This is a genomic window from Ruegeria sp. Ofav3-42 (genome assembly GCF_022347725.1).
In the GTDB taxonomy this organism is placed as follows: domain Bacteria; phylum Pseudomonadota; class Alphaproteobacteria; order Rhodobacterales; family Rhodobacteraceae; genus Ruegeria.
Genome location: NZ_JAKRGB010000018.1, coordinates 60,486 through 82,361 on the forward strand (window position 1 = coordinate 60,486; position 21,876 = coordinate 82,361).

Here is a 21,876-nt window from a genome sequence, read left to right on the forward strand (position 1 = left end):
AAAGCTTCAGCTTCAGCGGGCAAGCGGATCCAACGGGGACCACTCCAACCGGTTTACAGGGTGGCGCCGCAAAAAATCTTTTACTGTAATGAGATTGAGCAGCTCGACCCGGTTCTTCTCAAGATCAGCGTAGGAAGCGATTGAGCCGGAATAGCATTTTTGCCGACCGCGTCGTATGTAACCTACCCCCCAATCGACATCGACTACGTACATCTCCAATTCCGGGTCTTCTACGCGGCATCGGGCATAGCCCTGCCAGCTCGTACCGTTCCAGGCAGGATATTTCCCATCTACTTCATAAACTTCGCGTGCATGAAATTCCGTCGGTGGGTTCAGATCGTGCAGAAGTATCATGCCGCCAGGTTTAAGTACGTTCAGAGAATTCCGTATGTCTCGGTAAACTTGTTCACCTAGATGCAAACCGTCGATAAAGATCAGGTCAAACATCTGGGTATTTTGTTGAAAAAATGCATCAGAAGTCAGGTTAAAGTCTGCTTCAGCATCTTCCGCCGGATCAACTGAGACTTTTACCGAAGCAATGATCTTGTCATGCATGTCGGCTTTTCGGCGCACACCAATTTCCAGATAATTGTGGAACCCATAAAGAGAAATCAAATGGTTCACTAGCGAGATTCGGTTCGCGACAGCTTTCCCATGACTGAACTGGTATCTACCATGAGTCCCCATCTGGTCGCGAAATCCAATTGCGCCACCAGATCTTTTGTTCAGTGTTTTTAAAAATCCTGAATTCATGCCAGCCACCATGAGGGTAATTTTCTAGCGCTGTTTAATCGAAGATCGGCGCACTGGAAAGTACGCCGATCAACTCACATTTCTCTGTAAGAGAAGCCGATTAGATCAAGCCAATCCGTCGCACATTGACCGTCAAGTCAGTGCAGCTTGGTGCCCACATCCGCGATGGATGCGTCGATCAGCTTGTTCGCCTGGGCGGCGGTCATCTGCTCGGCCAGAACGGCGCTTGCAGCTGACACCGCAACTGTCACAGCCTGATCGCGGACCTCTTTCACGGCCGAAGCCTCGGCCGAAGCGATCTGGTCCTGAGCAGCAGCCAGACGACGGGCGATGGATTTCTCCAGATCGACCTTGGCCTGTTCCGCTGCCAGCACAGCATCTTCTTTCGCGGCCGCCACAATGGCATCTGCCTGGGTCTGCACCTCACGCTGCTTGCGCTCGTACGAGGCCAGCAGACTACGCGCTTCTTCGTGCAGGGCGCGGGCTTCGTCCAGTTCGGCCTTGATGCCTTCGGCGCGGTTGTCCAGTGCGCCACCAATCATCGACGGCACCTTGAAATAGAACAGGACCGCGATGAAGACGATGAAGCCCAGGAAGACCACAAAGTCGGTGTTGGCCAGCGAGAAGAACGGGCCTTTGGCTGCAAAGGCCGGGCTTGCTGCGCCGAATGTCAGAATAAGAGCAAGAGTGTTCCGCATGTCACTTATCCTTTCATCTGCGCGTCGATTGCACTGTCGATGGCTTTGGCATCTGCCTCGCCGCCCAGTGCAGTAACCAGTTCAGCCGCCGTATCCTTGGCAACCACTTGAATGCTTTCCAGCGCACCGGCACGGATATCGGCAATTGCCTTTTCCGATTCAGCCGCCTTTGCAGCGATTTCCGCATCCGCCTTGGCAATTGCGTCATCCAGACCAGACTGAATTTCTGCGCGTGCTTCGGCAGCGATACGCTGCGCTTCGGCACGGGCATCGGCCAGCGCCTTGTTATAGGCCTCTTCGGCCTCGACCGCTTTGGCCTTCAGATCTTCGGCCGCAGCCAGGTCATTTGTAATGGTCCCCTGACGCTCAGCCAGGATTGCCGCGATGCGGGGCAGAGCCACGCGGGACAGGACCAGAAAGATGACGACCAGCGTAATGACCAGCCAGAAAATCTGGTTGGGGAACCAATCAAAGCAGAGCTGCGGCATCCCGATGGCCGAACCACCGGCATCGACGCACGAGCCTACTACTTCTTCGCTTATGGGTTCAGTCGCCATGATGTCCTCCGTCGGAACGTTGTCTTTACAACAGGTGGGCCGCTATGGCTTGGGCCCACCTGCGCGTAAGGATCAGGTTCCGCAGATTAGACGGCGAACATCAGCAGCAGCGACACCAGGAATGCGAAGATGCCCAGCGCTTCTGCGAATGCGATACCGATGAAGAGGGTTGCGGTCTGCGAAGCAGCCGCCGAAGGGTTGCGCAGGGCGCCGGCCAGGAAGTTGCCTGCAACGTTGCCCACCCCGATTGCGGCTGCGCCGGAACCGATTGCTGCCAGGCCTGCGCCGATGTGTGCGAGATCGCCTTCCATGATGTATCTCCTTACGAATTGGAAGTTTCGATGTTGGGGTATCAGACCTTAGTGCGAAGGATGCAGCGCATCTTTCAGGTAAACACAGGTCAGAATGGTGAATACGTAGGCCTGAATAAAGGACACGAGGACCTCGAGGCCGTACATTGCGGTGATCGCCAGAACCGACACGGGCGAGATCGCGGCGATTGCGGCAAAGCCTGCAAACACTTTGATAACAGCGTGGCCAGCCATGACGTTACCGGCAAGACGAATGGAGTGGCTGACCGGGCGCACGAAGTACGAGATCAACTCGATGATCGCCAGAACCGGGCGCAGCGCCAGCGGTGCGCTGGAGACCCAGAACAGGCCCAGGAAACCTGCGCCGTTCTTTACAAAGCCCAGCACGGTCACGGTCAGGAAGACCGACAGCGCCAGCGGGATGGTCACGGCGAAATGCGATGTGGTGGTAAAGGACATGGGGATCATGCCCAGGAAGTTCGCGCAGACGATGAACATGAACAGGGTCATGACATAGGGGAAGTACTTGACGCCTTCCTTGCCGCAGATGTCTTCCAGCATCTTGTAGATGAAACCATAGGCCAGTTCAGCAACCGACTGCATCCGGGTTGGAACAATCGCGCGCTTTGAGGTGCTGAGAACCAGCAGAGCAAAGATCGCCGCAATCGCGAGGAACAGCCACAGGGTCACGTTGGTGGGCGTGTACCATGCAATCGCACCGTCGCCGAACAACGGCTTGACGATGAACTGGTCCATTGGGTGGAATACCAGGCTGCTGCCTTCTGCTGCGGTGGTCTCGGTCGCCACGTTCAGTCCCTCTCGTCCTTCTCGGCCGCGCTTGCAGCCGCTTGTTTCTCTTGAACCTCTTTCGCGCTGCGGAGCATAACCTTCACGCCCGCGACTAGGCCCAGCAATGTAAACAGCACCAGAAAGATCGGGATTGTCCCGAGCAGGCTGTCCAGCCCGTATCCGATGCCAAATCCGATCCCCAGACCGGATACCATTTCGATGACCATCCTCCAGGCAAGCTCGCCGCCGGATACGTCAGCGTCCGCGCGAGGCTTCGGCGCTTTGGCCTTTTTCGCCGCGTCGATCTTGGCCTCCAGCTGCGCCATACGCTGCTTTTGGTCATCATCGGTCACGGGCAATTCCCTCGCACAGTCTTGGGCACGGTGCTAAGGGGCATGGGGCGCAGAGTCAACGGCGTTGAGCGCTCGAATTTTTGCACCCTATATCGTTGTTTTAGCACGATTTAATTGAGTTCGAATTGAGCGTGCCGACTTACCGATAGCGGCACCTGCAGGCAAAACCCATGAATCCGCATATTCAACCTTTTGGTTGAGTTTGCAATCTGAGCGGGGATCAAACTTTCGCCAAAATTGCCGGTCAGACATCACGTGTAGATTTTCAGGACACTCGATGTGACAAACGGTTTTAAGTCTCAGGCCATTCTACTGGCTGTTCTATTGGTCCTTTCGATTCTCACGTATACCAAGCTTGGTGAGACAATTGCGCTGTTGGCGGCAATTACCCTCATCGGGCTTCCGATCACTGTGTTGATAGCAGCCCTTCCTACGATTTCAGCAGCAATTGCAGTCCTGATCATAACCCAGCGCCTGGGCCGTTTGGTCGGGCTATCATTTGGTTGGGTGTTTGGCGCTCTGCTATGCCTCGGCTTCTATCATCTACCGGAGTATATCCTTCGGCCAGCGGCAGAAGCCGAAGCAAAGGCAATGCTGACGCAGGATACGGGCTGGGATGGAACCTTTTCAGGAACACATATTGCGTTGCTGGGTGTCCACCCGGGCAAGTGCCGCAGACGATGCCGTGACCTGCTAGCTGAAGGGGTTGAAGCTGTTTTCCTAACTGATCATAGCGCAAATTACTGGCAACATAACCAGCTGTCCGGTGAAATAGCGGGCTTGTCGTTCTTCATGCGCTCGCAAGGGAAATGCGATCCCGCACTTGATGCGCTTCGGCGCGCCCATTCGGGCGTTATGGTGTCGCGGTTTGATCGGGATGAGTGCTTTCAGGCTAAGCCCGCTATCTTGAACGACATGGATATCGCCGTCTGGAGCGGGGATATCAGGCGCCCGGCCGGAACACACTGGGTAGAAACCCTCAGGCGCGCCCGACTGTTCCGTCGCACCACCGCCGGATGGCAGTTAGCCGAACAATCCAGTCAAGTCACTTATCGCAGCGTGACCAACGCCATGTTAACGCGTGAAGGTGGCAATGGAATAGCGATCCAGCTTGATCCGGGTTTCAACTGGAAGGGGGTCACAATCGGACCTTACCCTGACATTCCGTCCTTCAAAGCTGGGTATTGACCCGGCGAGAATATCCAGTGACATAAAATATATGTCCAATGACCTCGACACCGTATTCGCGGCACTCGCCGACCCCACCCGCCGCGCTATTCTTGCGATGCTGCTTGAGGATGATATGGCCGTCACTGACGTGGCCGAGCCGTTCGAGATGTCGTTGGCCGCAATCTCAAAACATCTGGTCATTCTGACCAAAGCCGGGCTGATCAGTCAGGAAAAACGTGGCCGAGTGAAATGGTGCAAGCTGGAACCCGACGCGCTGCGCGCGGCATCCGTCTGGATGCAGGGGTTTGGGCAGTTCGAACCGGTCAATCTGGATGCGTTCGAACGGTTTCTGGAGACCGAACTTCCCACACCGGACGAAGCCTGAACCTATCTGACTACGAACACCGAAACTTTGGCGTGTTTGGCCAGATAGCCCGCATGGCTGGAAAAGATGTGGTCCGTAATCCGTGGCGCATGGGTTCCGACGACGATCAGATCGGCACCGATTTCCTCGGCGGCACGGGTCAGATCTGCGTCGACCTCGGCTGCCACATCGACAGAATGTATGTTGCGAGCGTCAACGTCGGCACCGCTTTGTTCGGCAAGCTGATCCACGATAGTTTGCAGCTCTGCGTTGATTGCCGGACCGGACTGGGTGACGTCACCCGGCTGAGTTCCGGTCACGCTGACAATGGTGATCCTTGCCTTCTGCCACTTCGCCATCGCGGCCGCGACATCCAGAGCCTTGCGGATTTCCGGCGGCAGGTGAATATCGACCGGGATCATTATGTGACTGAACATGGTCTCCTCCTTCTCCTGCGTACGATGTTAGCGTTTGCTTGAAAGAAGTGCCTTGATCTGCCTCATAAACCGTTGGCGCGCGCTAGCCGTCCTGGCTGTATTCGACGCCGATCACCACACCGGCGGCATCCGCAAGACACAACCAGGGTGCTTGCGCACCTGCAACCTCGACCGTCGTGATTGTTCCGGTCGGCACGGACTCGGTCGAAACCGTGTTGACGTCGGCGGCCTGAACGCCGGTTTCTGCCGAGATCAGTGCCTCACAACTGGCTTGCAGGGCCGTTCCTGACGAACTCTTTCCCCCACCCTGTGTACAGGCGACCAGGGTCGCACCGGCGACAATTAGCATGGCTCGCTTCATTTTTCCTCCCGATTGGCCCGCAGACCCCGAAGGTTGTTGCATAACGACCAAATAGCAAGAGTCATTCTGGTAAAGGCGCGGTTTCGTTCGCGGGCTGGTCTTCGCTTTTGAGCAGAAGAACCAAGGCTATTGCTGTCAGAAGGACGCCAACCAGAACCAGTACGGTTGGTGCAGGCCGCCCAAGCGCGATTTCCCACAGGATCACCCAGCTGGGGATCAAGTACGTGTACGCCATGACCTTGGCCGACGGCAGACGCAGAGCCGCGAACTGCACCAACACAAAACTGGCCGCTGTTGCAAACAACGAAAGGTATAGAAGGCTGACCCAAACGATCACCGGCAGGTTCGCCCAATCCGTGGCGCGAATGTCCGGCCAGCCGACCACCGTCAGGATGATGCATCCGGCAACCAGCGTACCAAACGTGAAGACGACGGCAGGTTCACCCCGGTTCAACTTGCGCACCATCGGTGTATAAATGGCGTGGGCCATGCAGCCCCAGAAAAAGATAATCTCTCCGCCGCCGATCTCAAAAGCGCGAAAGGTCTGCCAATCGGCGCGAAAGATCACCCAAAGCGCGCCGCTTGCACCAACCGTCAGAGCCAGCGCCATGCGCGACGTCGTGATCTGACGCAATAGAATCCAACTAGCTACAGCCGACATGACTGGCGTAAGTGTGAACACCGCAGATGTACTGACCGGGTCGGCCGTTTTCAGGCCATAGAACATCAGCACAAAATAGGTCGCGAACAGCCCGCCCAACACGGCATAGCGCCAGGGCGCTTGTGCCGCACTGCGCGGCAAACCGGTTGTGGCCAAGGCCGCCACACCAATGATGACGGCGGCGATCAGAAAGCGCCCAGCCGTAATCGCCAATGGTGCAATCTGATTGGCGACGATGGACCCCAACGAGAAACTGCCAGCCACCAGAAGCGAAAAGGTGATCATGGCGAGGTGGCCACGTGCCTGAGGTGTCACGAAAGCCAGCCCTTGGACTGTTCTTTGAGGAATGACAGGAACGCCTGCACCTTGGTTGTGCGGTGCAGATCCACATGTGTCACCAGCCACAGTTTGCCGAACCATTCGGGCAGCGGCTCTATGACTTCGACCAGATCAGGGTCGCGGGATGCTTCCCACCGGGCCATGAAGCCAATTCCGGCCCCGGCCAAAACGGCTTCACGCATGCAGAAATTGTTGGTGCAGCGGAACGCGATGGCTTCGGCTGGCACGGTGGCGCGCAACCACTTGGAAAACGGAGCGCGGCTGTTTTCATCATCGGTACTGACAAACAGGTGGTCTGCAAAGTCGTCAAGGCTTGCAGGTTTTCCCCGGCGCTCGATGTAGGACTTACTGGCGAACAACCCGACTTCCTGCTCAATAAACGGTTGCACCACATTGTCAGGCTGATCAGGGGCGGCCCCGGCGCGAATGGCCACATGCGCCTCGCCATATTCCAGGCGGAACAGCCGGTCCCCGGTCAGGTAGCGAACGATCAGGCCAGGGTGCATCGACTGGAATTCGGACAGGGCCGGTACGACCAGAGGTGCCAGCGAAGCCAGCGACGTCACCACCAACTCACCTGAGACGTCATCACCGCGCCCTTTCATACGACCGACCAATTGGTTGAACTGATCTTCGGTGGCCTGAGCCACGCGCAGCAGGTCTTCTCCGGCATCCGTTGGCGTATAGCCTCGGGCGTGGCGCTGGAACAGTTTGACGCCCAGCCGCGCCTCAATCGCGTCGATATGGCGGATCACCGTGGCGTGGTGCACCCCCAAGATCTCGGCCGCGCCGCTGACTGTACCCATCCGGGCAACCTGATAGGCGGTTTTAACTTCGTCCCAATTGTCCATCGCCTAAGCCCACTGTGCAAATTCTAACAATACTTGTTGGTATATCCGTGTTTCGTTCGCTGTCGCAACAATCATATTGGTCCCAGAAACAGATTCCCTGCCAAAAAGGAAACCCGGAAATGACCAAGACCATTCTGCACATCGACGCCTCAGCCCGCCGCACCGGCTCTGCAACCCGCGACCTTTCCGGCCAGATTGTCGGACATCTGGGTGCCGAGCGCATCATTCGCCGCGACCTGGCCAGCCCCCTGCCCCTGCTGACCGAAGACTGGATCAATGCCAACTTCACCCCGGCCGATCAGCGCGACGAGGTTCAGCGCGATCTGCTTGCCCTGTCCGACGAACTGGTCACCGAGCTGCAAAAAGCGGATACAGTTGTCATCGGGCTGCCGATCTACAACTTCTCGGTACCCGCAGCTTTCAAGGCCTGGATCGACCTTGTCGCGCGCGTGGGCCTGACCTTTGCCTATTCTGAAACCGGCCCCAAGGGCCTGTTGGAGGGCAAGCGCGCCGTTCTGGCAATCGCTTCCGGTGGGACAGAAGTCGGGTCCGAGATCGACTTTGCTACGAACTATGCGAAACATGTGCTGGGTTTCATCGGCATTCACAATGTGGATGTTATCGCTGCTGATAAGATGGCGCTGGATGCTGAAACCACACTGGCGAATGCTCAAAAGGCGGTTACGGAACTCGCCGCCTGATCCGGCACTGGCTTTTGCGTTGTGAAACGTCCAGTCTGCACCCGAACGGGAAATGGCAGGCTGGGCGTTTAACATGAAGAAAATCGGAATTCTGGGCGGTGTTGGCTGGGCCTCAACCGTGGACTACTACAGAGCCATCGCTGAGGGTGTCAGTCGGCACTTCGCGGAACGAGGCCACGGCTCTCCGCTGCCCATCCCTCCTATGACCATCGAATCCGTTACGCAGTCCAAAACCCGTGCCTTGCGAGGCACCGCCAGGGACGAGGCCAGTTGGGCCGGATTTGATGCAGTGTTTCGCGACGCCTTGTTGACTCTCGAAAACGCGGGCTGTGACTTTGGCATCATTGCGTCGAACACGCCGCACGCGCGGCTGCATGCGATCCGGCAGGGCGTCACCATGCCCATTCTCAGCATATTCGATGCGACCGCCGAGGCCACAGCGTCAACCGGAGCATCCAAGGCGCTGGTTTTGGGAACGGCCGTTACCATGCAGGCCACCAACTACGCCGACCGATTGGCCGCCGAAGGGATCAGCGCCAATGATCGCCTGCCCGAACCGGATATTGCCGAGATGCAGAGGATGATCGACAGCGACTTTTACGGCGGAGCGTCAGATACAGCGCGTCCACGGTTATTGGCGTTTTGCGACAAGCACGCAGGCCCGGGAACAGCGATCCTGCTGGCCTGTACTGAGTTACCGCTGGCATTCCCTGATCATTTGGACGACCCCGTTTTCGAGGCTGACGGCCACCTGTTCATCAACCCGTCCGCAGCCCATGTCGCGGCGGCTCTTAAAGAAGCGCTGAACGACTGATCAGGGCAACCAGTTGACCTCGCATCCGACGCGATCGAAGAATGTCATCACATCAGCCCTCGCCATCGCGACGGTCCGATCGTTGACCAGTGGGTGCATATAAATGACATCCGCTTGCTGGGCTGCGGCGTCCATAAAAAACTGAACGTTGTTTTCAGCACCATTGATCATCGCTAACGGGCTGACCGCGCCGGGGCGAATGCCAAGGTTTTGCAACAGCCGTTCAGCCGAGCCAAAGGACAGATTGCCAATCCCAAGCTCCGTTCCCAGCGCCTTGAGGTCGATCTCACGGCTCTGCTCCAGCGTCACCAGATAGTTCCGCTTTTTCTTGTCGCGCAGATACAGGTTCTTGACCCGCAGGGCGTTCTCACCCGGCACCATGAACTGATCTTCCACCGCCTTCGCATCCTCGACCGTCCGCAGCGGCACGTGGGTATGAAGGCGATAGGCCAACCCCCACTCATCCAGCTGCGCCAACAGCGCGTCAGAGCTGAGCGGCAACGAGTCCTGAAAAGCAGATGATGCGTCCATGGGAATCTCCTGTTTAGCGCGCTCATCGCGCAACATGGGGGCAAATTCAAGCCACGACAGTGTCAGAATTCAGTGTTAGCGTGCCGCCATGAAAGTGACACGCAATACCCCTGACCAATTGATCCTATCCAACACGCCCTGGTTTATCGGCATCACGCTAGTCTTCTTTATTCTCATCTTTGTCGGTGCCGGTCTGTTTATGGTCAGCGAAGGCGGCGAGGGCATTCTGTTCGGCATCTTCTTCGCACTCTTTGGTGGAGGTATGGGCGTCGGAGCCTTCTGCACATTCGTACGACGCGTTCAGGTCATACTGGACCGCGACAAAGGCAGCATCGTGATCCGCAGGCAGTCGGTCTTTGGATATGACACCGTGGAACATGAGCTGTCGAACCTGTCCCATGCCGAGGTGGAAACCACCACCTCGACCCGCGACAGGACAACATCCAAGATGCATCGCCCCGTTCTGATCCTGGAAAAAGGCATGAGCGCTGGTCGCCACCCGATTGTCCAAGCCTATGTCAGCGGACGCGGCGCGCAGCATATGGTCGACGCGGTCAATGACTGGCTTCCGGCGCGCAAGGTTGACTCTGCCAGCCAATCGGCCTAAAGCCCCATCAAACATCCGGAAGAGTCTAACCTTCCGGTCCCTTGAGTCGTTCAGGGATCGCCCCCCACCAGCGAGTTTCGCCCGTGGGGGCAATTGTGTATTTAACCGGCGTTTCCTACTTAGGAAGAGCCACCAGATAACCGGCTAAGGAGGCCGAAGGCATGTTTGAAAATCTATCCGAACGCCTTTCTGGCGTCTTTGACCGGCTGACCAAGCAAGGTGCCCTGTCCGAGGAAGACGTCAAAACCGCCCTTCGCGAGGTTCGCGTTGCCCTGCTTGAGGCTGACGTCTCGCTGCCGGTTGCGCGTGAATTCGTCAAGAAAGTGCAGGAACAGGCGACCGGTCAGGCCGTCACCAAGTCGATCACCCCCGGTCAGCAGGTCGTCAAGATCGTGCATGACGCGCTGGTCGACACCCTGCGCGGTGAGGACGATCCCGGTAAGCTGAAGATCGACAACCCACCCGCCCCGATCCTGATGGTCGGCCTCCAGGGTTCGGGCAAGACAACGACCACCGGTAAGCTCGCCAAGCGCCTGAAAGAGAAAGAGGGCAAGAAGGTCCTGATGGCCTCGCTCGACGTTTATCGCCCGGCGGCGATGGATCAGCTGGCGGTTCTTGGTGCGCAGGTCGGCGTCGATACGCTGCCGATCGTACCGGGCCAGAAACCCGTCGACATCGCCAAGCGCGCCAAGCAGCAGGCGACGCTGGGCGGCTATGACGTCTACATGCTCGACACCGCGGGACGTCTGCACATCGACGAAGTCCTGATGGACGAGGTCGAGCAGGTTCGCAACGTGGTCGACCCGCGCGAGACCCTGCTGGTCGTCGACGGTCTGACAGGTCAGGTCGCCGTCGAAGTGGCCGAAGAATTCGACGCCAAGGTCGGCATCTCGGGCGTGGTCCTGACCCGGATGGACGGTGACGGTCGCGGCGGTGCGGCACTGTCGATGCGCGCAGTCACCGGCAAGCCGATCCGCTTCGTCGGTCTGGGCGAGAAGATGGACGCGCTCGAAACTTTCGAGCCGGACCGGATCGCCGGTCGTATTCTGGGCATGGGCGACATCGTTGCCCTGGTCGAAAAGGCCCAGGAAACGATGGAGATGGAACAGACCGAGCGCATGATGAAGCGCATGGTCAAAGGTCAGTTCAACATGAACGACCTGAAAATGCAGCTGGAGCAGATGATCCAGATGGGCGGCATGCAGGGCATGATGGGCATGATGCCGGGCATGGGCAAAATGGCCAAGCAGGTCGAAGAAGCGGGCATGGACGACAAGGTGCTCAAGCGCCAGATCGCCATGATCCAGTCGATGACCAAACGCGAACGTGCCAACCCCCAATTGCTTCAAGCGAGCCGCAAGAAACGCATCGCCGCCGGTTCGGGCATGGAGGTCAGCGACCTCAACAAGCTGCTCAAGATGCACCGGCAGATGTCGGACATGATGAAGAAGATGGGCAAGATGGGCAAAGGCAAGATGCTGAAACAGGCCATGAAAGGCATGTTTGGCAAAGGCGGTCCGTCCCCCGAAGAGATGGCCGCAGGCATGGACCCCAAGGCGCTTGAAGCCGCTGCCAAGGCAATGGGCGGCAAGATGCCCGGTGGTATGCCCGGTATGGGCGGCGGCATGGCCCTGCCCCCGGGTCTGAGCGGGTTCGGAAAGAAAAAGTGACGCCAGCACGCTGCACCCAGCCCCCGTCCGGAAAGGCGGCGATGGCAGCAGCGCAGTATCGCGCGGCTCTGCCGGTCCTTGAGACCCGTCGGCTGGTTCTGCGCGCCCCGCGTCTGGACGATCTTCCTTTGTGGACCGTGATTTGCCGCGAGAGCTTTGGCAGTTCCGAACAGGAGGCTTGGACCGAGTTCTCGTTCTATACGTCCGGATGGCTTTTGCATGGGCATGGTCTGTTCACAGTCACGCTGAAAGACGACGAACAGATCGTTGGTTTCGTCCTGCTAGGGATGGAATGGGACGACCACGAACCCGAACTCGGCTATTTGTTCAGCGCCGAACACCGCGAGCAAGGCTACGCCACTGAGGCCGGTGCTGCTGTGCGCGACTTTGGCTTCGACCTGCTCGGGTCGGGCCAGTTCGTCAGCTATGTGTCGGCATCCAATGTTCGGTCGAACGCTTTGGCCGAACGGCTGGGCGCAATGCGTGATGCTGTGGCTGAAAGTGCCTTTGACGCGGATCAGCACGTCTGGCGGTATGGCGAGGTGCAGGCATGACCCTCTCGATGGCGATCCCGAAGCTGGAAACAGAACGCCTGATCATGCGGGCACCGTGTGAGGCCGATTTCGAGGCCGAAGCAGAATTTTTCACCAGCGACGCGTCGAAGTTCGTCGGCGGCCCCCTGCGCCCGGATGAAACATGGCGCGCCATCGCCATGCTGCTGGGCCATTGGGCCATGCGCGGCTATGGGTTCTGGGGTGTCGAGGAAAAGGACACCGGTACCTATGTCGGTCACGTTGGCCTGTGGTTTCCGCACAGCTGGCCTGAGCCCGAAGTCGGCTGGACTTTGATGAACAACGCCACCGGAAAGGGCTATGCGACCGAAGCCGCTCTGGCGGCACGCGCGCATGCCTATGATGTGCTAGGATGGGAAACGGCAATTTCTCTGATCGACCCGGACAATCTGGGTAGCAAGGCCGTGGCCGAAAGGCTGGGCGCGCAGTTCGATTACACCTATGAGCATCCGGGCTTTGGTACGATGCAGGTCTGGCGGCACCCGGCTCCGGCCGATCTGGTGAATGGCGGGATGGAGGCTTACGCATGACCTCGTACACCATCCCGACTGTTGAAACCGAGCGTCTGATCTTGCGGGCTCCGCACGAAAACGATCTGCCAGCAATGACGGCGTTCTTCGAAACCGAGCGCAGTCACATGGTCGGCGGCCCCAAATCACAATTCGAAGTCTGGCGTTCGTTGCTGGGACGTTTTGGGTATTGGGCGCTGTACGGGTATGGCGGCTGGCATATCACGGAAAAAACCAGCAATGCGTTCGCGGGCTGGGTCGGAATGATCTATGCACCCGGTTGGGATGAACACGAACTCGGATGGACCCTGATGGAAGAGTTCGAGGGTAAGGGCCTTGCCTACGAGGCAGCCCTCGCCGCACGGGACTATTCTGCACGGCACCTGAACCTGGACGGCGTGATTTCCTACATCGCGCACAGCAATTCCCGCTCACGCGCATTGGCCGAACGACTGGGTGCCACCTACGAACGCGAAGGTGAGTTGCTGGGCAAACCATGTCAGGTCTGGCGCCACCCGAAGATTGCACAAACAGAACCTGCCCTGACCACCGAAAGGACCGGCCAATGAACAACCCTGTGACACGGGCTGCGACGTTGCTGAAAGAGCATCGCGAAAGCATCGACCGGCTGGACGCGATCCTTGTCTACACGCTGGGCGAGAGGTTCAAGCACACCCAGGCCGTTGGCAAGCTTAAGGCCGAACACGACCTTCCCCCGTCCGATCCTTCGCGCGAGTCAGCGCAGATCGCGCGGCTTGAAGACCTGGCGAAAGAGGCCGATCTGGATCCCGATTTCGCCAAGGCTTTCCTGAATTTCATCATTCAGGAAGTCATCCGACACCACAAGAAACACAAGAACTAAACCGGCATCTACGCCGGATACGCCATTCAAAGGAGATACCACCATGGCAATGAAAATTCGTCTCGCCCGCGGCGGCTCGAAAAAGCGTCCCTTCTATCGCATCGTGGCTGCTGACAGCCGCATGCCGCGCGACGGCCGTTTCATCGAGAAACTGGGCACCTACAACCCGCTGCTGCCGAAAGACAGCGAAGAGCGCGTGAAAATGAACATGGAGCGCGTTCAGTACTGGCTGGACCAGGGCGCACAGCCCACCGACCGTATCGCACGTATGCTGGAAGCTGCCGGCACCCGTGAAAAGGCCGAGCGCAACAACCCCAACAAGGGTACTCCGGGCAAGAAAGCTCAGGAGCGCGCGGAAGAGAAAGCGGCCAAGGCTGCTGAAGCCGCTGCTCCGGCTGAAGAAGCAGCTGCAGAAGAATAAGCAAGGCGAGCGCGTGCAGGATCAGGCATTCACCGACGATTTTCGCACGCAGTTCGAACTGCTGATGCGGCTCCGGCGCGATGTGCGCCGGTTTCGCACCGATCCCGTGGACGAGGCAGTGCTGACGCGCTGCCTCGACACATTTCGCTTAGCCCCCTCGGTGGGTCTGAGCGAACCCTGGCGCGTCATTCGCGTCGAAAGCGAGGCGGCGCGGGCCGCAGCGCTGGAGAATTTTCAGAACGCCAATGAACAGGCCCTTGCAGGCTATTCGGGCGATAAGGCGCTGAAATACAGCCGCCTGAAACTGTCCGGAATGCAGGAAGCGCCGGTTCAATTGGCCGTTTTCTCGGACGAGTCGACCAACAAAGGTCTGGGATTGGGCGCAGGCACGATGCCCGAAATGCGCCGCTATTCCGTTGTTGCTGCGATCACACTGTTCTGGCTGGCCTTGCGGGCCGAGGGTTTGGGTCTGGGCTGGGTCTCGATCCTTGATCCTGAACGGATGAAACGCGACCTGACCGTGCCGGACGACTGGTCATTGGTCGGTTATTACTGTGTGGGTTGGCCGGAAGAGATGTCGGAAAGACCCGAACTTGAGCGTGCTGGCTGGGAACAGCGCAGCGCTCGATTGCACATCGAAACACGGTAAAGACAGATGTTCGGGCTGATACGACTTCCCATCCTGCTGATGATCGCCTTTATTGTTGGCGTGTTCTTTGAGCGCAACAACCAACGCGAGGCATGTGCACCGCTTGGCGATTGGCGGGGTGGGCTATGTGTAACGACGGATGGACCAAATGAGTGATCTGATCTGCGTAGGCAGCATTGCGGGGTCATACGGCGTGCGCGGCGAAGTGCGGCTGAAAAGCTTCTGCGCTGTGCCCGAAGATATCGAGGCCTATTCCCCCCTGACCGACGAAGACGGCAAAGAACGGTATCCGCTGGTCCTGACGCGGCCGATTAAGAACGGCTTTGCCGCGCGTCTGGGTGGGATAGAAACCAAGGAACAGGCCGACGCCATCAACGGCCTGCGCCTGTTTGCGCGCCGGGATCAACTGCCTTCTCTTCCCGATGATGAATTCTATCACACCGACCTGATCGGGCTTGAGGTCTATGACACAGGCGGCACCTTGCTGGGCCGCGTGAAGTCGGTTCAGAACCACGGCGCCGCCGACCTGCTAGAGCTGCACGGGCCCGGATTGAAATCAACTGTATTGCTGCCGTTCACACTTGAAGCCGTACCGACAGTCGATCTGGACAAAGGCCGCATCATCGCAGACCCGCCTGAAGGTCTGATCTGATGCGACGCGTTCTGCTGCATCTGGGGCTACACAAGACCGGCACCACTGCGGCACAGTCTTTTCTTTATGAAAACCGCGAGTTGATTTGGCCGCATTTCGCGCTGTTGTTGCCCTACAAGACCCGCAAGCTGGGTTTGGCCGATGCCGCAACGCGGCACTCCATTTACGGCACAGTGGGTACGCTGTCCGATTTCAGCACCCAGACGCGCGACTTTCTGGCCACCCGAAACTTTGGCACCCGTCGTGGTTTGATCGTCAGCGAAGAGAATTTCAGCGGTCTACGCCCCAGCCGCAATATCGAACAGGGATATGCAGCAACGCCAGATCTTGCCGCCTGCCTCGTTGACGCTGTTCACGACCGGTTCGCCGGTGAAGAGGTCGAGATCACGATCTACATTTCCCTGCGCCAACGCGGCGCTTGGTTGCGTAGCCTATGGGCGCATGACCTTCAAAGAATTCGACAGGTTCAGGATTTTGAGACCTTCCGCACGAACATGGATCACTTACCGCCCCTCGAGGACACGGTCTTTGAAATTCGGAACAAGCTGCCCTCGGCCACCGTGACTGAGGAATGGCTGGAAGAGATGCAATTGCGACGCTTTGGGCCTGGTGCGCCCTTCGCCGAATTCCTGAACTTGCCTCGAGAAAAACGCAAACTTCTGGTGCCCCCTAAGCAGAAAAACACCCGGCTTCCCGAAAGTGTGCTCGCAGAATTGCTTTCGCTGAACAGATCCCGACTGGACGAGGCAGCTCTGACCCGGCAAAAGGCCCAGGTAATTGAACGGGCGAAAAGCGCGATGGTCGGCACCACATGACAGACAAGCCAAGCAAATCCCACGGGCGCAAAGCAATCCGTCCCACCCTGAAGCCCCGAGAATTGATGAGCCCGACCCCCGATTTACACGGAGTCTGGAAGGCCAAGATCATAACTCTGTTCCCATCGGCCTTTCCCGGAGTGCTGGGCGAAAGCCTGACTGGCAAGGCGCTGCAAGAGGGGCTGTGGCAGCTGGAAACCGTGGACTTGCGCCAATTCGGTGTCGGGAAACACCGCAACGTCGACGACACGCCCGCTGGTGGCGGCGCAGGCATGGTGTTGCGCGCCGACGTGCTGGGCGAGGCAATCGAACACACAATGGCGGGCGTACAAGGCAACTGGCCGCTGATTTACCTTAGCCCACGCGGTCGCCGGATGGATCAGCGCATGATGCAAAATCTCGCGCGGTGCGATGGCATGACGCTGCTCTGTGGCCGGTTCGAAGGGGTAGATGAACGGGTGCTGGAACACTATGGCGTTCAGGAAGTCAGCCTTGGCGACTTCGTCATGACCGGCGGAGAAATCGCCGCTCAAGCCTTGATTGACGCCACCGTTCGGCTGATCCCCGGGGTGCTGGGCAATCAAGCCTCGGCCGAAGAAGAGAGCTTTTCTTCGGGCCTGCTGGAACACCCGCAATACACGCGCCCTGCCGAATGGAAGGGCCGTTCGATCCCGGACATCCTGATGTCCGGTCATCACGGCCGCATTGCCGAATGGCGCCACGAGATGTCCGAAGAAGTCACCCGCGATCGGCGCCCGGATCTGTGGGAGCGCTATACGAATTCAGAAGACGATAAACAGGGCTGACAGGCCTTGTGTGGCTTGCATGTCGCACGCACAAGCTTTTGGCGGACACCACTTGTGGCTGACTTTTCGCAAAATTAATCATCCAAAAGATGTTGTGAAAAGCGCATTAGAACAAACACATAACAGGCCACCAAATGAAGAAGATCATATGCATTTCTGCGCTTGCCCTTTCGGCTTGCACCACCAAACCTCTCGAGATGTCAGTGCCAACGCAGGCCGGTCATAACCTGCACTCCGCAAAGGTCGCCGTGCAATCATGCGCCGCCGAGGAAGATATTGGGGGCAACAGTGCGGTGATTGGCGGATACGCCACGAATATCCTGCTGTGGGGCGTTATCCTGGGTCCGCTCATCACGGCCCCCTTCGACGAAAAGCTTCGCTCTCAGGGAGAGATCGATCAAGTGCACCGCTGCTTGACCGAACGTGGGTTCGAACGCCGCGAACTGACGGATGGAGAGCAGTTTTGGCTGCATCACACATCTGGTGAAGAAAGGGTACGCCGTCTGGATCACCTTGTCGGTGGAGGCACCATGGAAACCTACGGGGCACCCAAGACTTAGGAACCCCCTGCTTTCCACCTGGCCCATATTTCCGGCGGACCGTTGAAGGTGTTGATATCCACCTTTCCCTGAACGCCGGGAACCAATCCTGTTCCGGTGTATTGCCAGAACCGCCAGACCGCCTTGGGGTACACATTGCGCGGGTGACCTGCGACCGACCGCAGCCAGAACTCGGTCTTGGGCAGGCGCCCGATCTCCGTGTCGCCGTAGAAATCCACGGTCGTATAGACAATCGGTCTGCGACCGTAGTGGCGCTCGAGCATATCGAGGAATCGTTCCGCCTCGGCCCGAACAGTGGCACCATCGGGCCTTATGGTGCAAGTCTTGGAATGCGGCGTCCACTCCATATCCAGAACATGCGGCAGGTCCGCCCCTCTGGGCACGTTCTCGATGAACCATCTCGCCTGTTCGTGCGCCGGTCGGCAGAAATAGTAATAGTGATATGCGCCCCAGGGCACGCCCGCCGACTGTGCGCCCCGGCGATGGTCCTCGAACATCGGGTCGGCCACGTCCCCGCCCTCTGTCGCCTTGATGAACACGAAACTCACGCCGGAAGATTTGGCCGTATGCCAATCAATCGGCCCCTGCCAGCGCGAAACATCAAGTCCATGAATGGGATAGTGCCCCGGATGCCTGCCTTCCCACTCGTGCGGCTTGGCATCCCCGAAGCTGGGGAAAATGACCGAAGGCGACGTGGTATCCAGAAAAGCTTTGGCCTCAACCTGTTGGGGCGGAGGACTGCTGCGACCGCAGGAAAGGGTCGCAAAGGCCATAACGGCCAGCATCAATGCTGCGCGCATGATCTGTTCCTGTTCTAAATCTCTGCTCTTGTAATTCCCTCCAGAATGCCTGATCCGGCTGACAAGGCAACGGTGTTGTTGATCGGCGGCGAAAACCCACCACCTGACCCTGAAATTCATAGCGATTTAGGCTTGATCCCTACGCGCAAAGCCCGTAAAGCAGCGCAATCCGGTGCCGCGTCATGCGACTCCGGTGTTTTGGTTTGCATCATGGCGCAACACCCGGCTTTCTTCGGCCACGGCGCGGCAGGGCGACCAGACCAAAGGAAGATTCGATCTGATCTCTGGCGGGCTGTTCGCAGGACCCGGTGAAGACCAAGAGCTCTCAGGCCGTGCCCAAACTTCGTGGACCAACCACGAGCAGATAGGAGAAATGCGATGGACTTGATCGCACAGCTTGAGGCGGAACAGATTGCCGCCCTGGGGAAAGACATCCCCGATTTCAAAGCCGGTGACACCATCCGTGTCGGCTTTAAAGTGACCGAAGGGTCGCGCACCCGTGTTCAGAACTACGAAGGCGTCTGCATTGCTCGCAAAGGCGGCAACACCATCGCCGGTGCGTTCACTGTACGCAAAATTTCGTTTGGCGAAGGCGTGGAGCGTGTGTTCCCGCTGTATTCGACCAACATCGACAGCATCACCGTTGTCCGCCGTGGCCGCGTTCGTCGCGCCAAACTGTACTATCTGCGCTCGCGCCGCGGTAAATCCGCACGTATCGCAGAAGTCACCAACTACAAGCCCAAGGCTGGCGCCGAGGCGTAAGGAGCGGAAAGATGAAAAAAGACATCCATCCCGATTATCACGTCATCGACGTCAAAATGACCGATGGTACCGTGGTTCAGATGAAATCCACCTGGGGCGCCGAAGGCGACCAGCTGGCTCTGGAAATCGACCCTTCCGTGCACCCTGCATGGACCGGTGGCTCGTCGCGCCTGATGGACGCCGGCGGCCGCGTGTCGAAGTTCAAGAAGAAATACGAAGGTCTGGGCTTCTAAGCCGAACCTGTTTCGAATGCGAAAGGCCGCCCATCGGGGCGGCCTTTTTGTTAGGCGGCACCTGTGCTCTGGGCAGCGACTAGCCGAGCTGCATCTTCAGCTCGACCTCACCATCGACAATTCTGCCGGTCGGGACAAAGCCAAACGATTCATAAATCGGCATTGCGCCACCGGGTTTGTTTATAACGCTGATCATCAGATTGCCGCGGCCCTTTTTCATCGCCATAGATTTCGCAAATTCCAACGCAGCCCGACCGTAACCGCGCCCTTGGTGGGATTGGTCAACCATGAGCCGCCAAACATAAACGCTGTCCGGATCATCGCCCTCGTCCAATTTCGCATCCGGGTGCGCCATATCGATAACAGCAAGCAAACCTACGGCGTCACCTCCGTCCCAGATGCCATAGATTTCGGAGCCAGGCTCAAAGATCGACTGCGCCATTGTCATGAGATTTGTCGCAATGAAATTTGCCTGTTCTTCGCGAACGGACAGCGCTGCAAGCGGACGCAGGGTATCTCGGGTGAGTAAAGTGCATTCAACCATGGGAAATCATTATCACAGAGGCATGTTCAAAAGAAACAATCAGAGCAGGCGTAGCCATTCACCCTAAATGTCCGGGTTCAAGTCTTCGCTTTTGTCAGTTCCGCCGCGCTGTGCACCGGCGGCACAGGTCCCCGCAGCAACGTCAGAGCCAAAGCCATCCCGACGACGGCCGCAATTGCGGCGACAAGCATGGCGCTGTTAAAGGCGTTGTCCTGCAAGTCGCGTAGGGCAGTTGCCAACGTTGCGCTGGTCTCGGGGTTCATCTTTGCGATCAATTGCTGAATCTGGCTTGGCGTTCCGTGCGTCAGGGCGTGGGCCAGATCCTCACGCTGGGCCGAACCGGTGGGTAAGGCATCGATGACCTCGGAAAGGCCCCTGCGAATGGTGATGGCCTCGGCCAACCCGCCGACCACGGCGCCCAATGTGGCTCCGAAATAGAGGCAAGCGTTGATCACACCTGATCCCTGCCCCACATGCTCTTCGGGCAAAAGGCGCAGACCAAGGCGGGGGAGCAGGGAAAAACAGATACCCATCCCGATGCCGACAATAAGCAGTTTCCACCAGATCTCGGCATATTGCGTGGAGTTGGTGGTCGTCATCAACAGCACGAACCCACAGGCCATCGCCCCCAGACCAATCGCAACCGGCCATTGAAAACTGTAGGGCGCCAGGAACCGGGGTGCGGTTACCGAAATAACAAACATACTGAGGCTCAGCGGCATGATCGCCAGCCCCGCACCAATGGACGAGTATCCAAAGGCGTCCGGAGATTGGACGAACGTGTTGAAGTAGACGAAAAAGCAGAACAGTGTGAAGCCGGTAAAGAACATCCCAGCGGCGGCCATGAAGTAGCGCGGATGTTTGAAGTAGCGCAGCTCGATCAGCGGGTCGTCGCTGCGTCTGGACACAATGACCAGGATGATTGTCGCCACGGCCGCTACGCCCAACGGCACCAAGGTCATCGGTGTCGCCCACCCACCACTTTCACCGTTGCTGAGCGCAAAGGACAACGGCCCGAGAAACAAAAGCAATGCAATAGCGCCCGGATAGTCGAACTTTGCCCCGGCAAGGCGCGTATCTGGCACGTAGCCGCGCTTGCTGACCTGCAATCCGATGAGAAAAGCGAAAACCAGTAGCACCAGGTCGGTCGCAAATACCGCTCGCCAGCTGATGTAGTGGGCAAATGCCCCGCCGACGATGGGCCCTACGCCAATCGCAAGCCCCACAATCGCGCCCCAAGCGCCGGTTACGCTGGCCCGCTGCTCCTCGGGCGTGGCGGCGGTCAGAAGCGAAAGGGACGTGCCGAACAAAGCCGCTGCCCCTGCCCCCTGCGCGCCGCGCCCAAACAGCAGCATGGCACCGTCCTGCGCAACCAGAACTGATGCAGAGCCAATGGCAAATACGATCATGCCAAAGAAAAACACGCCCATCTTACCGGTGATATCGCCCAGACGGCTGACGATTGTGACCAACGTGGCGCTGGCCACGGTATATGTCGCCATCACCCATTGCAGGCCGGATGGGGTCAAATCAAACTCAGCTTTCAGATTTGGCAGAATGGTCGCCACAGCAGTGGTGTTGAAGCCTACTACCATCATGCAGATGGCCGTCATTGCCAGCACAACGCGGGCACCGCCTTTTTGGGTTGGCTCCACAGACGTCTCGTCGGTCATCATTCCACCCTAAATCTGTTGATCTTTAATGCAATTAATCAGCAGTTTAGC

Annotated in this window: 32 protein-coding genes; 18 read left to right on the forward strand and 14 right to left on the reverse strand. The window is 58.1% G+C overall.

Features of this window, described 5'->3' with window-relative positions; genetic code table 11:
• Positions 1 to 12 precede the first annotated feature (12 nt).
• The 6 genes from MHN28_RS20980 to MHN28_RS21005 form a co-directional block, all read right to left on the reverse strand.
• The gene (locus MHN28_RS20980) at positions 13 to 753 is read right to left on the reverse strand and encodes a class I SAM-dependent methyltransferase (protein ID WP_239344526.1); all 741 of its coding nucleotides are present in this window, start codon (positions 751 to 753) and stop codon (positions 13 to 15) included.
• 137 nt (positions 754 to 890) lie between these two features.
• A complete protein-coding gene (locus tag MHN28_RS20985) occupies positions 891 to 1,451 on the reverse strand; it encodes a F0F1 ATP synthase subunit B (RefSeq protein WP_239344528.1) in 561 nt (186 codons plus the stop codon).
• A 5-nt stretch (positions 1,452 to 1,456) separates the two neighbouring features.
• Entirely contained in the window at positions 1,457 to 2,008 is a 552-nt protein-coding gene (locus MHN28_RS20990; protein WP_239344530.1) for a F0F1 ATP synthase subunit B', read from the reverse strand.
• A gap of 86 nt (positions 2,009 to 2,094) precedes the next feature.
• Positions 2,095 to 2,319 carry a F0F1 ATP synthase subunit C gene (locus MHN28_RS20995; protein ID WP_005981269.1) on the reverse strand — a complete coding sequence of 75 codons (225 nt, stop codon included), beginning with the start codon at positions 2,317 to 2,319 and terminating at the stop codon, positions 2,095 to 2,097.
• 48 nt (positions 2,320 to 2,367) lie between these two features.
• Positions 2,368 to 3,126 carry a F0F1 ATP synthase subunit A gene (locus MHN28_RS21000; RefSeq protein WP_170797851.1) on the reverse strand — a complete coding sequence of 253 codons (759 nt, stop codon included), beginning with the start codon at positions 3,124 to 3,126 and terminating at the stop codon, positions 2,368 to 2,370.
• A gap of 2 nt (positions 3,127 to 3,128) precedes the next feature.
• Positions 3,129 to 3,461, reverse strand: coding sequence for an AtpZ/AtpI family protein (locus MHN28_RS21005; protein WP_170419072.1), 333 nt, complete (start codon positions 3,459 to 3,461; stop codon positions 3,129 to 3,131).
• Between the two features lie 279 nt (positions 3,462 to 3,740).
• On the opposite strand from MHN28_RS21005, the gene MHN28_RS21010 reads away from it, so the two are divergent.
• Together MHN28_RS21010 and MHN28_RS21015 are read left to right on the forward strand one after the other, a co-directional pair.
• The gene (locus MHN28_RS21010; protein WP_239344532.1) at positions 3,741 to 4,649 is read left to right on the forward strand and encodes a hypothetical protein; all 909 of its coding nucleotides are present in this window, start codon (positions 3,741 to 3,743) and stop codon (positions 4,647 to 4,649) included.
• A gap of 31 nt (positions 4,650 to 4,680) precedes the next feature.
• Positions 4,681 to 5,016, forward strand: a complete 336-nt coding sequence (locus MHN28_RS21015) for a metalloregulator ArsR/SmtB family transcription factor (RefSeq protein WP_239344534.1) — start codon at positions 4,681 to 4,683, stop codon at positions 5,014 to 5,016.
• 2 nt (positions 5,017 to 5,018) lie between these two features.
• On the opposite strand, the gene MHN28_RS21020 is transcribed toward MHN28_RS21015, so the two are convergent.
• From MHN28_RS21020 to MHN28_RS21035, 4 genes are all read right to left on the reverse strand, one after another.
• Complete coding sequence (locus MHN28_RS21020) at positions 5,019 to 5,432, reverse strand: universal stress protein (RefSeq protein ID WP_239344536.1); 414 nt, start codon at positions 5,430 to 5,432, stop codon at positions 5,019 to 5,021.
• Positions 5,433 to 5,514: 82 nt separating this feature from the next.
• Positions 5,515 to 5,793: a hypothetical protein gene (locus MHN28_RS21025; RefSeq protein ID WP_239344538.1), complete on the reverse strand. Its 279-nt coding sequence runs from the start codon at positions 5,791 to 5,793 to the stop codon at positions 5,515 to 5,517.
• A 61-nt stretch (positions 5,794 to 5,854) separates the two neighbouring features.
• On the reverse strand, positions 5,855 to 6,769 hold the full coding sequence (locus MHN28_RS21030) for a DMT family transporter (RefSeq protein WP_239344540.1): 915 nt from the start codon (positions 6,767 to 6,769) through the stop codon (positions 5,855 to 5,857).
• Positions 6,766 to 7,644, reverse strand: a complete 879-nt coding sequence (locus MHN28_RS21035; RefSeq protein WP_239344542.1) for a LysR family transcriptional regulator — start codon at positions 7,642 to 7,644, stop codon at positions 6,766 to 6,768. The genes MHN28_RS21030 and MHN28_RS21035 overlap by 4 nt, the downstream gene beginning before the upstream one ends.
• Positions 7,645 to 7,763: 119 nt before the next feature.
• On the opposite strand from MHN28_RS21035, the gene MHN28_RS21040 reads away from it, so the two are divergent.
• On the forward strand, positions 7,764 to 8,345 hold the full coding sequence (locus MHN28_RS21040; RefSeq protein ID WP_239344544.1) for an FMN-dependent NADH-azoreductase: 582 nt from the start codon (positions 7,764 to 7,766) through the stop codon (positions 8,343 to 8,345).
• A gap of 73 nt (positions 8,346 to 8,418) precedes the next feature.
• Positions 8,419 to 9,159: an aspartate/glutamate racemase family protein gene (locus MHN28_RS21045; RefSeq protein ID WP_239344546.1), complete on the forward strand. Its 741-nt coding sequence runs from the start codon at positions 8,419 to 8,421 to the stop codon at positions 9,157 to 9,159.
• On the opposite strand, the gene MHN28_RS21050 is transcribed toward MHN28_RS21045, so the two are convergent.
• On the reverse strand, positions 9,160 to 9,690 hold the full coding sequence (locus tag MHN28_RS21050) for a prolyl-tRNA synthetase associated domain-containing protein (RefSeq protein ID WP_239344548.1): 531 nt from the start codon (positions 9,688 to 9,690) through the stop codon (positions 9,160 to 9,162).
• 88 nt (positions 9,691 to 9,778) lie between these two features.
• Between MHN28_RS21050 and MHN28_RS21055 the strand changes: the two genes are divergently transcribed.
• The 12 genes from MHN28_RS21055 to MHN28_RS21110 all read left to right on the forward strand — a co-directional run bounded on the left by MHN28_RS21055 (position 9,779) and on the right by MHN28_RS21110 (position 17,813).
• Positions 9,779 to 10,297: a hypothetical protein gene (locus tag MHN28_RS21055; RefSeq protein ID WP_239344550.1), complete on the forward strand. Its 519-nt coding sequence runs from the start codon at positions 9,779 to 9,781 to the stop codon at positions 10,295 to 10,297.
• A gap of 161 nt (positions 10,298 to 10,458) precedes the next feature.
• Complete coding sequence (gene ffh, locus MHN28_RS21060; protein WP_239344551.1) at positions 10,459 to 11,967, forward strand: signal recognition particle protein; 1,509 nt, start codon at positions 10,459 to 10,461, stop codon at positions 11,965 to 11,967.
• On the forward strand, positions 11,964 to 12,521 hold the full coding sequence (locus MHN28_RS21065; RefSeq protein WP_239344553.1) for a GNAT family N-acetyltransferase: 558 nt from the start codon (positions 11,964 to 11,966) through the stop codon (positions 12,519 to 12,521). Before ffh ends, MHN28_RS21065 begins: the two co-directional genes overlap by 4 nt.
• Positions 12,518 to 13,069 (forward strand): GNAT family N-acetyltransferase, encoded by a 552-nt coding sequence (locus MHN28_RS21070; protein ID WP_239344554.1) that lies wholly within the window; start codon positions 12,518 to 12,520, stop codon positions 13,067 to 13,069. The genes MHN28_RS21065 and MHN28_RS21070 overlap by 4 nt, the downstream gene beginning before the upstream one ends.
• Complete coding sequence (locus tag MHN28_RS21075) at positions 13,066 to 13,617, forward strand: GNAT family N-acetyltransferase (protein WP_239344556.1); 552 nt, start codon at positions 13,066 to 13,068, stop codon at positions 13,615 to 13,617. The genes MHN28_RS21070 and MHN28_RS21075 overlap by 4 nt, the downstream gene beginning before the upstream one ends.
• Complete coding sequence (locus MHN28_RS21080) at positions 13,614 to 13,910, forward strand: chorismate mutase (protein WP_239344557.1); 297 nt, start codon at positions 13,614 to 13,616, stop codon at positions 13,908 to 13,910. Before MHN28_RS21075 ends, MHN28_RS21080 begins: the two co-directional genes overlap by 4 nt.
• Before the next feature lie 43 nt (positions 13,911 to 13,953).
• Positions 13,954 to 14,331: a 30S ribosomal protein S16 gene (rpsP, locus tag MHN28_RS21085; RefSeq protein ID WP_239344558.1), complete on the forward strand. Its 378-nt coding sequence runs from the start codon at positions 13,954 to 13,956 to the stop codon at positions 14,329 to 14,331.
• A gap of 13 nt (positions 14,332 to 14,344) precedes the next feature.
• Positions 14,345 to 14,980: a 5,6-dimethylbenzimidazole synthase gene (gene bluB, locus MHN28_RS21090; protein ID WP_239344560.1), complete on the forward strand. Its 636-nt coding sequence runs from the start codon at positions 14,345 to 14,347 to the stop codon at positions 14,978 to 14,980.
• Between the two features lie 148 nt (positions 14,981 to 15,128).
• Positions 15,129 to 15,632, forward strand: a complete 504-nt coding sequence (rimM, locus tag MHN28_RS21095) for a ribosome maturation factor RimM (RefSeq protein ID WP_239344562.1) — start codon at positions 15,129 to 15,131, stop codon at positions 15,630 to 15,632.
• Entirely contained in the window at positions 15,632 to 16,447 is an 816-nt protein-coding gene (locus MHN28_RS21100; RefSeq protein WP_239344564.1) for a hypothetical protein, read from the forward strand. The genes rimM and MHN28_RS21100 overlap by 1 nt, the downstream gene beginning before the upstream one ends.
• Positions 16,444 to 17,253 (forward strand): tRNA (guanosine(37)-N1)-methyltransferase TrmD, encoded by an 810-nt coding sequence (trmD, locus tag MHN28_RS21105; RefSeq protein WP_239344566.1) that lies wholly within the window; start codon positions 16,444 to 16,446, stop codon positions 17,251 to 17,253. The genes MHN28_RS21100 and trmD overlap by 4 nt, the downstream gene beginning before the upstream one ends.
• A gap of 134 nt (positions 17,254 to 17,387) precedes the next feature.
• Entirely contained in the window at positions 17,388 to 17,813 is a 426-nt protein-coding gene (locus MHN28_RS21110; RefSeq protein ID WP_239344568.1) for a hypothetical protein, read from the forward strand.
• Here MHN28_RS21110 and MHN28_RS21115 read toward each other — a convergent pair.
• Entirely contained in the window at positions 17,810 to 18,613 is an 804-nt protein-coding gene (locus MHN28_RS21115) for a glycoside hydrolase family 25 protein (RefSeq protein ID WP_239344570.1), read from the reverse strand. The genes MHN28_RS21110 and MHN28_RS21115 overlap by 4 nt on opposite strands.
• A 378-nt stretch (positions 18,614 to 18,991) precedes the next feature.
• Between MHN28_RS21115 and rplS the strand changes: the two genes are divergently transcribed.
• Positions 18,992 to 19,375 (forward strand): 50S ribosomal protein L19, encoded by a 384-nt coding sequence (gene rplS, locus MHN28_RS21120; RefSeq protein WP_058273331.1) that lies wholly within the window; start codon positions 18,992 to 18,994, stop codon positions 19,373 to 19,375.
• Positions 19,376 to 19,386: 11 nt separating this feature from the next.
• Positions 19,387 to 19,608, forward strand: coding sequence for a 50S ribosomal protein L31 (gene rpmE, locus MHN28_RS21125; protein WP_050605278.1), 222 nt, complete (start codon positions 19,387 to 19,389; stop codon positions 19,606 to 19,608).
• 79 nt (positions 19,609 to 19,687) lie between these two features.
• Here the strand turns inward: rpmE and MHN28_RS21130 are convergent, their stop codons facing one another.
• The gene (locus MHN28_RS21130; protein ID WP_239344572.1) at positions 19,688 to 20,152 is read right to left on the reverse strand and encodes an N-acetyltransferase; all 465 of its coding nucleotides are present in this window, start codon (positions 20,150 to 20,152) and stop codon (positions 19,688 to 19,690) included.
• 77 nt (positions 20,153 to 20,229) lie between these two features.
• Entirely contained in the window at positions 20,230 to 21,825 is a 1,596-nt protein-coding gene (locus MHN28_RS21135; protein ID WP_239344574.1) for an MFS transporter, read from the reverse strand.
• Between the last annotated feature and the right edge of the window lie 51 nt (positions 21,826 to 21,876).

Coding starts and splice junctions, on each gene's coding strand:
- MHN28_RS20980 (WP_239344526.1), bottom strand. CDS start 753: ATGAATTCAGGATTTTTAAAAACACTGAACAAAAGATCTGGTGGCGCA.
- MHN28_RS20985 (WP_239344528.1), bottom strand. CDS start 1,451: ATGCGGAACACTCTTGCTCTTATTCTGACATTCGGCGCAGCAAGCCCG.
- MHN28_RS20990 (WP_239344530.1), bottom strand. CDS start 2,008: ATGGCGACTGAACCCATAAGCGAAGAAGTAGTAGGCTCGTGCGTCGAT.
- MHN28_RS20995 (WP_005981269.1), bottom strand. CDS start 2,319: ATGGAAGGCGATCTCGCACACATCGGCGCAGGCCTGGCAGCAATCGGT.
- MHN28_RS21015 (WP_239344534.1), top strand. CDS start 4,681: ATGTCCAATGACCTCGACACCGTATTCGCGGCACTCGCCGACCCCACC.
- MHN28_RS21020 (WP_239344536.1), bottom strand. CDS start 5,432: ATGTTCAGTCACATAATGATCCCGGTCGATATTCACCTGCCGCCGGAA.
- MHN28_RS21025 (WP_239344538.1), bottom strand. CDS start 5,793: ATGAAGCGAGCCATGCTAATTGTCGCCGGTGCGACCCTGGTCGCCTGT.
- MHN28_RS21035 (WP_239344542.1), bottom strand. CDS start 7,644: ATGGACAATTGGGACGAAGTTAAAACCGCCTATCAGGTTGCCCGGATG.
- MHN28_RS21040 (WP_239344544.1), top strand. CDS start 7,764: ATGACCAAGACCATTCTGCACATCGACGCCTCAGCCCGCCGCACCGGC.
- MHN28_RS21045 (WP_239344546.1), top strand. CDS start 8,419: ATGAAGAAAATCGGAATTCTGGGCGGTGTTGGCTGGGCCTCAACCGTG.
- MHN28_RS21050 (WP_239344548.1), bottom strand. CDS start 9,690: ATGGACGCATCATCTGCTTTTCAGGACTCGTTGCCGCTCAGCTCTGAC.
- MHN28_RS21055 (WP_239344550.1), top strand. CDS start 9,779: ATGAAAGTGACACGCAATACCCCTGACCAATTGATCCTATCCAACACG.
- ffh (WP_239344551.1), top strand. CDS start 10,459: ATGTTTGAAAATCTATCCGAACGCCTTTCTGGCGTCTTTGACCGGCTG.
- MHN28_RS21070 (WP_239344554.1), top strand. CDS start 12,518: ATGACCCTCTCGATGGCGATCCCGAAGCTGGAAACAGAACGCCTGATC.
- MHN28_RS21075 (WP_239344556.1), top strand. CDS start 13,066: ATGACCTCGTACACCATCCCGACTGTTGAAACCGAGCGTCTGATCTTG.
- MHN28_RS21080 (WP_239344557.1), top strand. CDS start 13,614: ATGAACAACCCTGTGACACGGGCTGCGACGTTGCTGAAAGAGCATCGC.
- rpsP (WP_239344558.1), top strand. CDS start 13,954: ATGGCAATGAAAATTCGTCTCGCCCGCGGCGGCTCGAAAAAGCGTCCC.
- rimM (WP_239344562.1), top strand. CDS start 15,129: ATGAGTGATCTGATCTGCGTAGGCAGCATTGCGGGGTCATACGGCGTG.
- MHN28_RS21100 (WP_239344564.1), top strand. CDS start 15,632: ATGCGACGCGTTCTGCTGCATCTGGGGCTACACAAGACCGGCACCACT.
- trmD (WP_239344566.1), top strand. CDS start 16,444: ATGACAGACAAGCCAAGCAAATCCCACGGGCGCAAAGCAATCCGTCCC.
- MHN28_RS21110 (WP_239344568.1), top strand. CDS start 17,388: ATGAAGAAGATCATATGCATTTCTGCGCTTGCCCTTTCGGCTTGCACC.
- MHN28_RS21115 (WP_239344570.1), bottom strand. CDS start 18,613: ATGCGCGCAGCATTGATGCTGGCCGTTATGGCCTTTGCGACCCTTTCC.
- rplS (WP_058273331.1), top strand. CDS start 18,992: ATGGACTTGATCGCACAGCTTGAGGCGGAACAGATTGCCGCCCTGGGG.
- rpmE (WP_050605278.1), top strand. CDS start 19,387: ATGAAAAAAGACATCCATCCCGATTATCACGTCATCGACGTCAAAATG.
- MHN28_RS21130 (WP_239344572.1), bottom strand. CDS start 20,152: ATGGTTGAATGCACTTTACTCACCCGAGATACCCTGCGTCCGCTTGCA.
- MHN28_RS21135 (WP_239344574.1), bottom strand. CDS start 21,825: ATGACCGACGAGACGTCTGTGGAGCCAACCCAAAAAGGCGGTGCCCGC.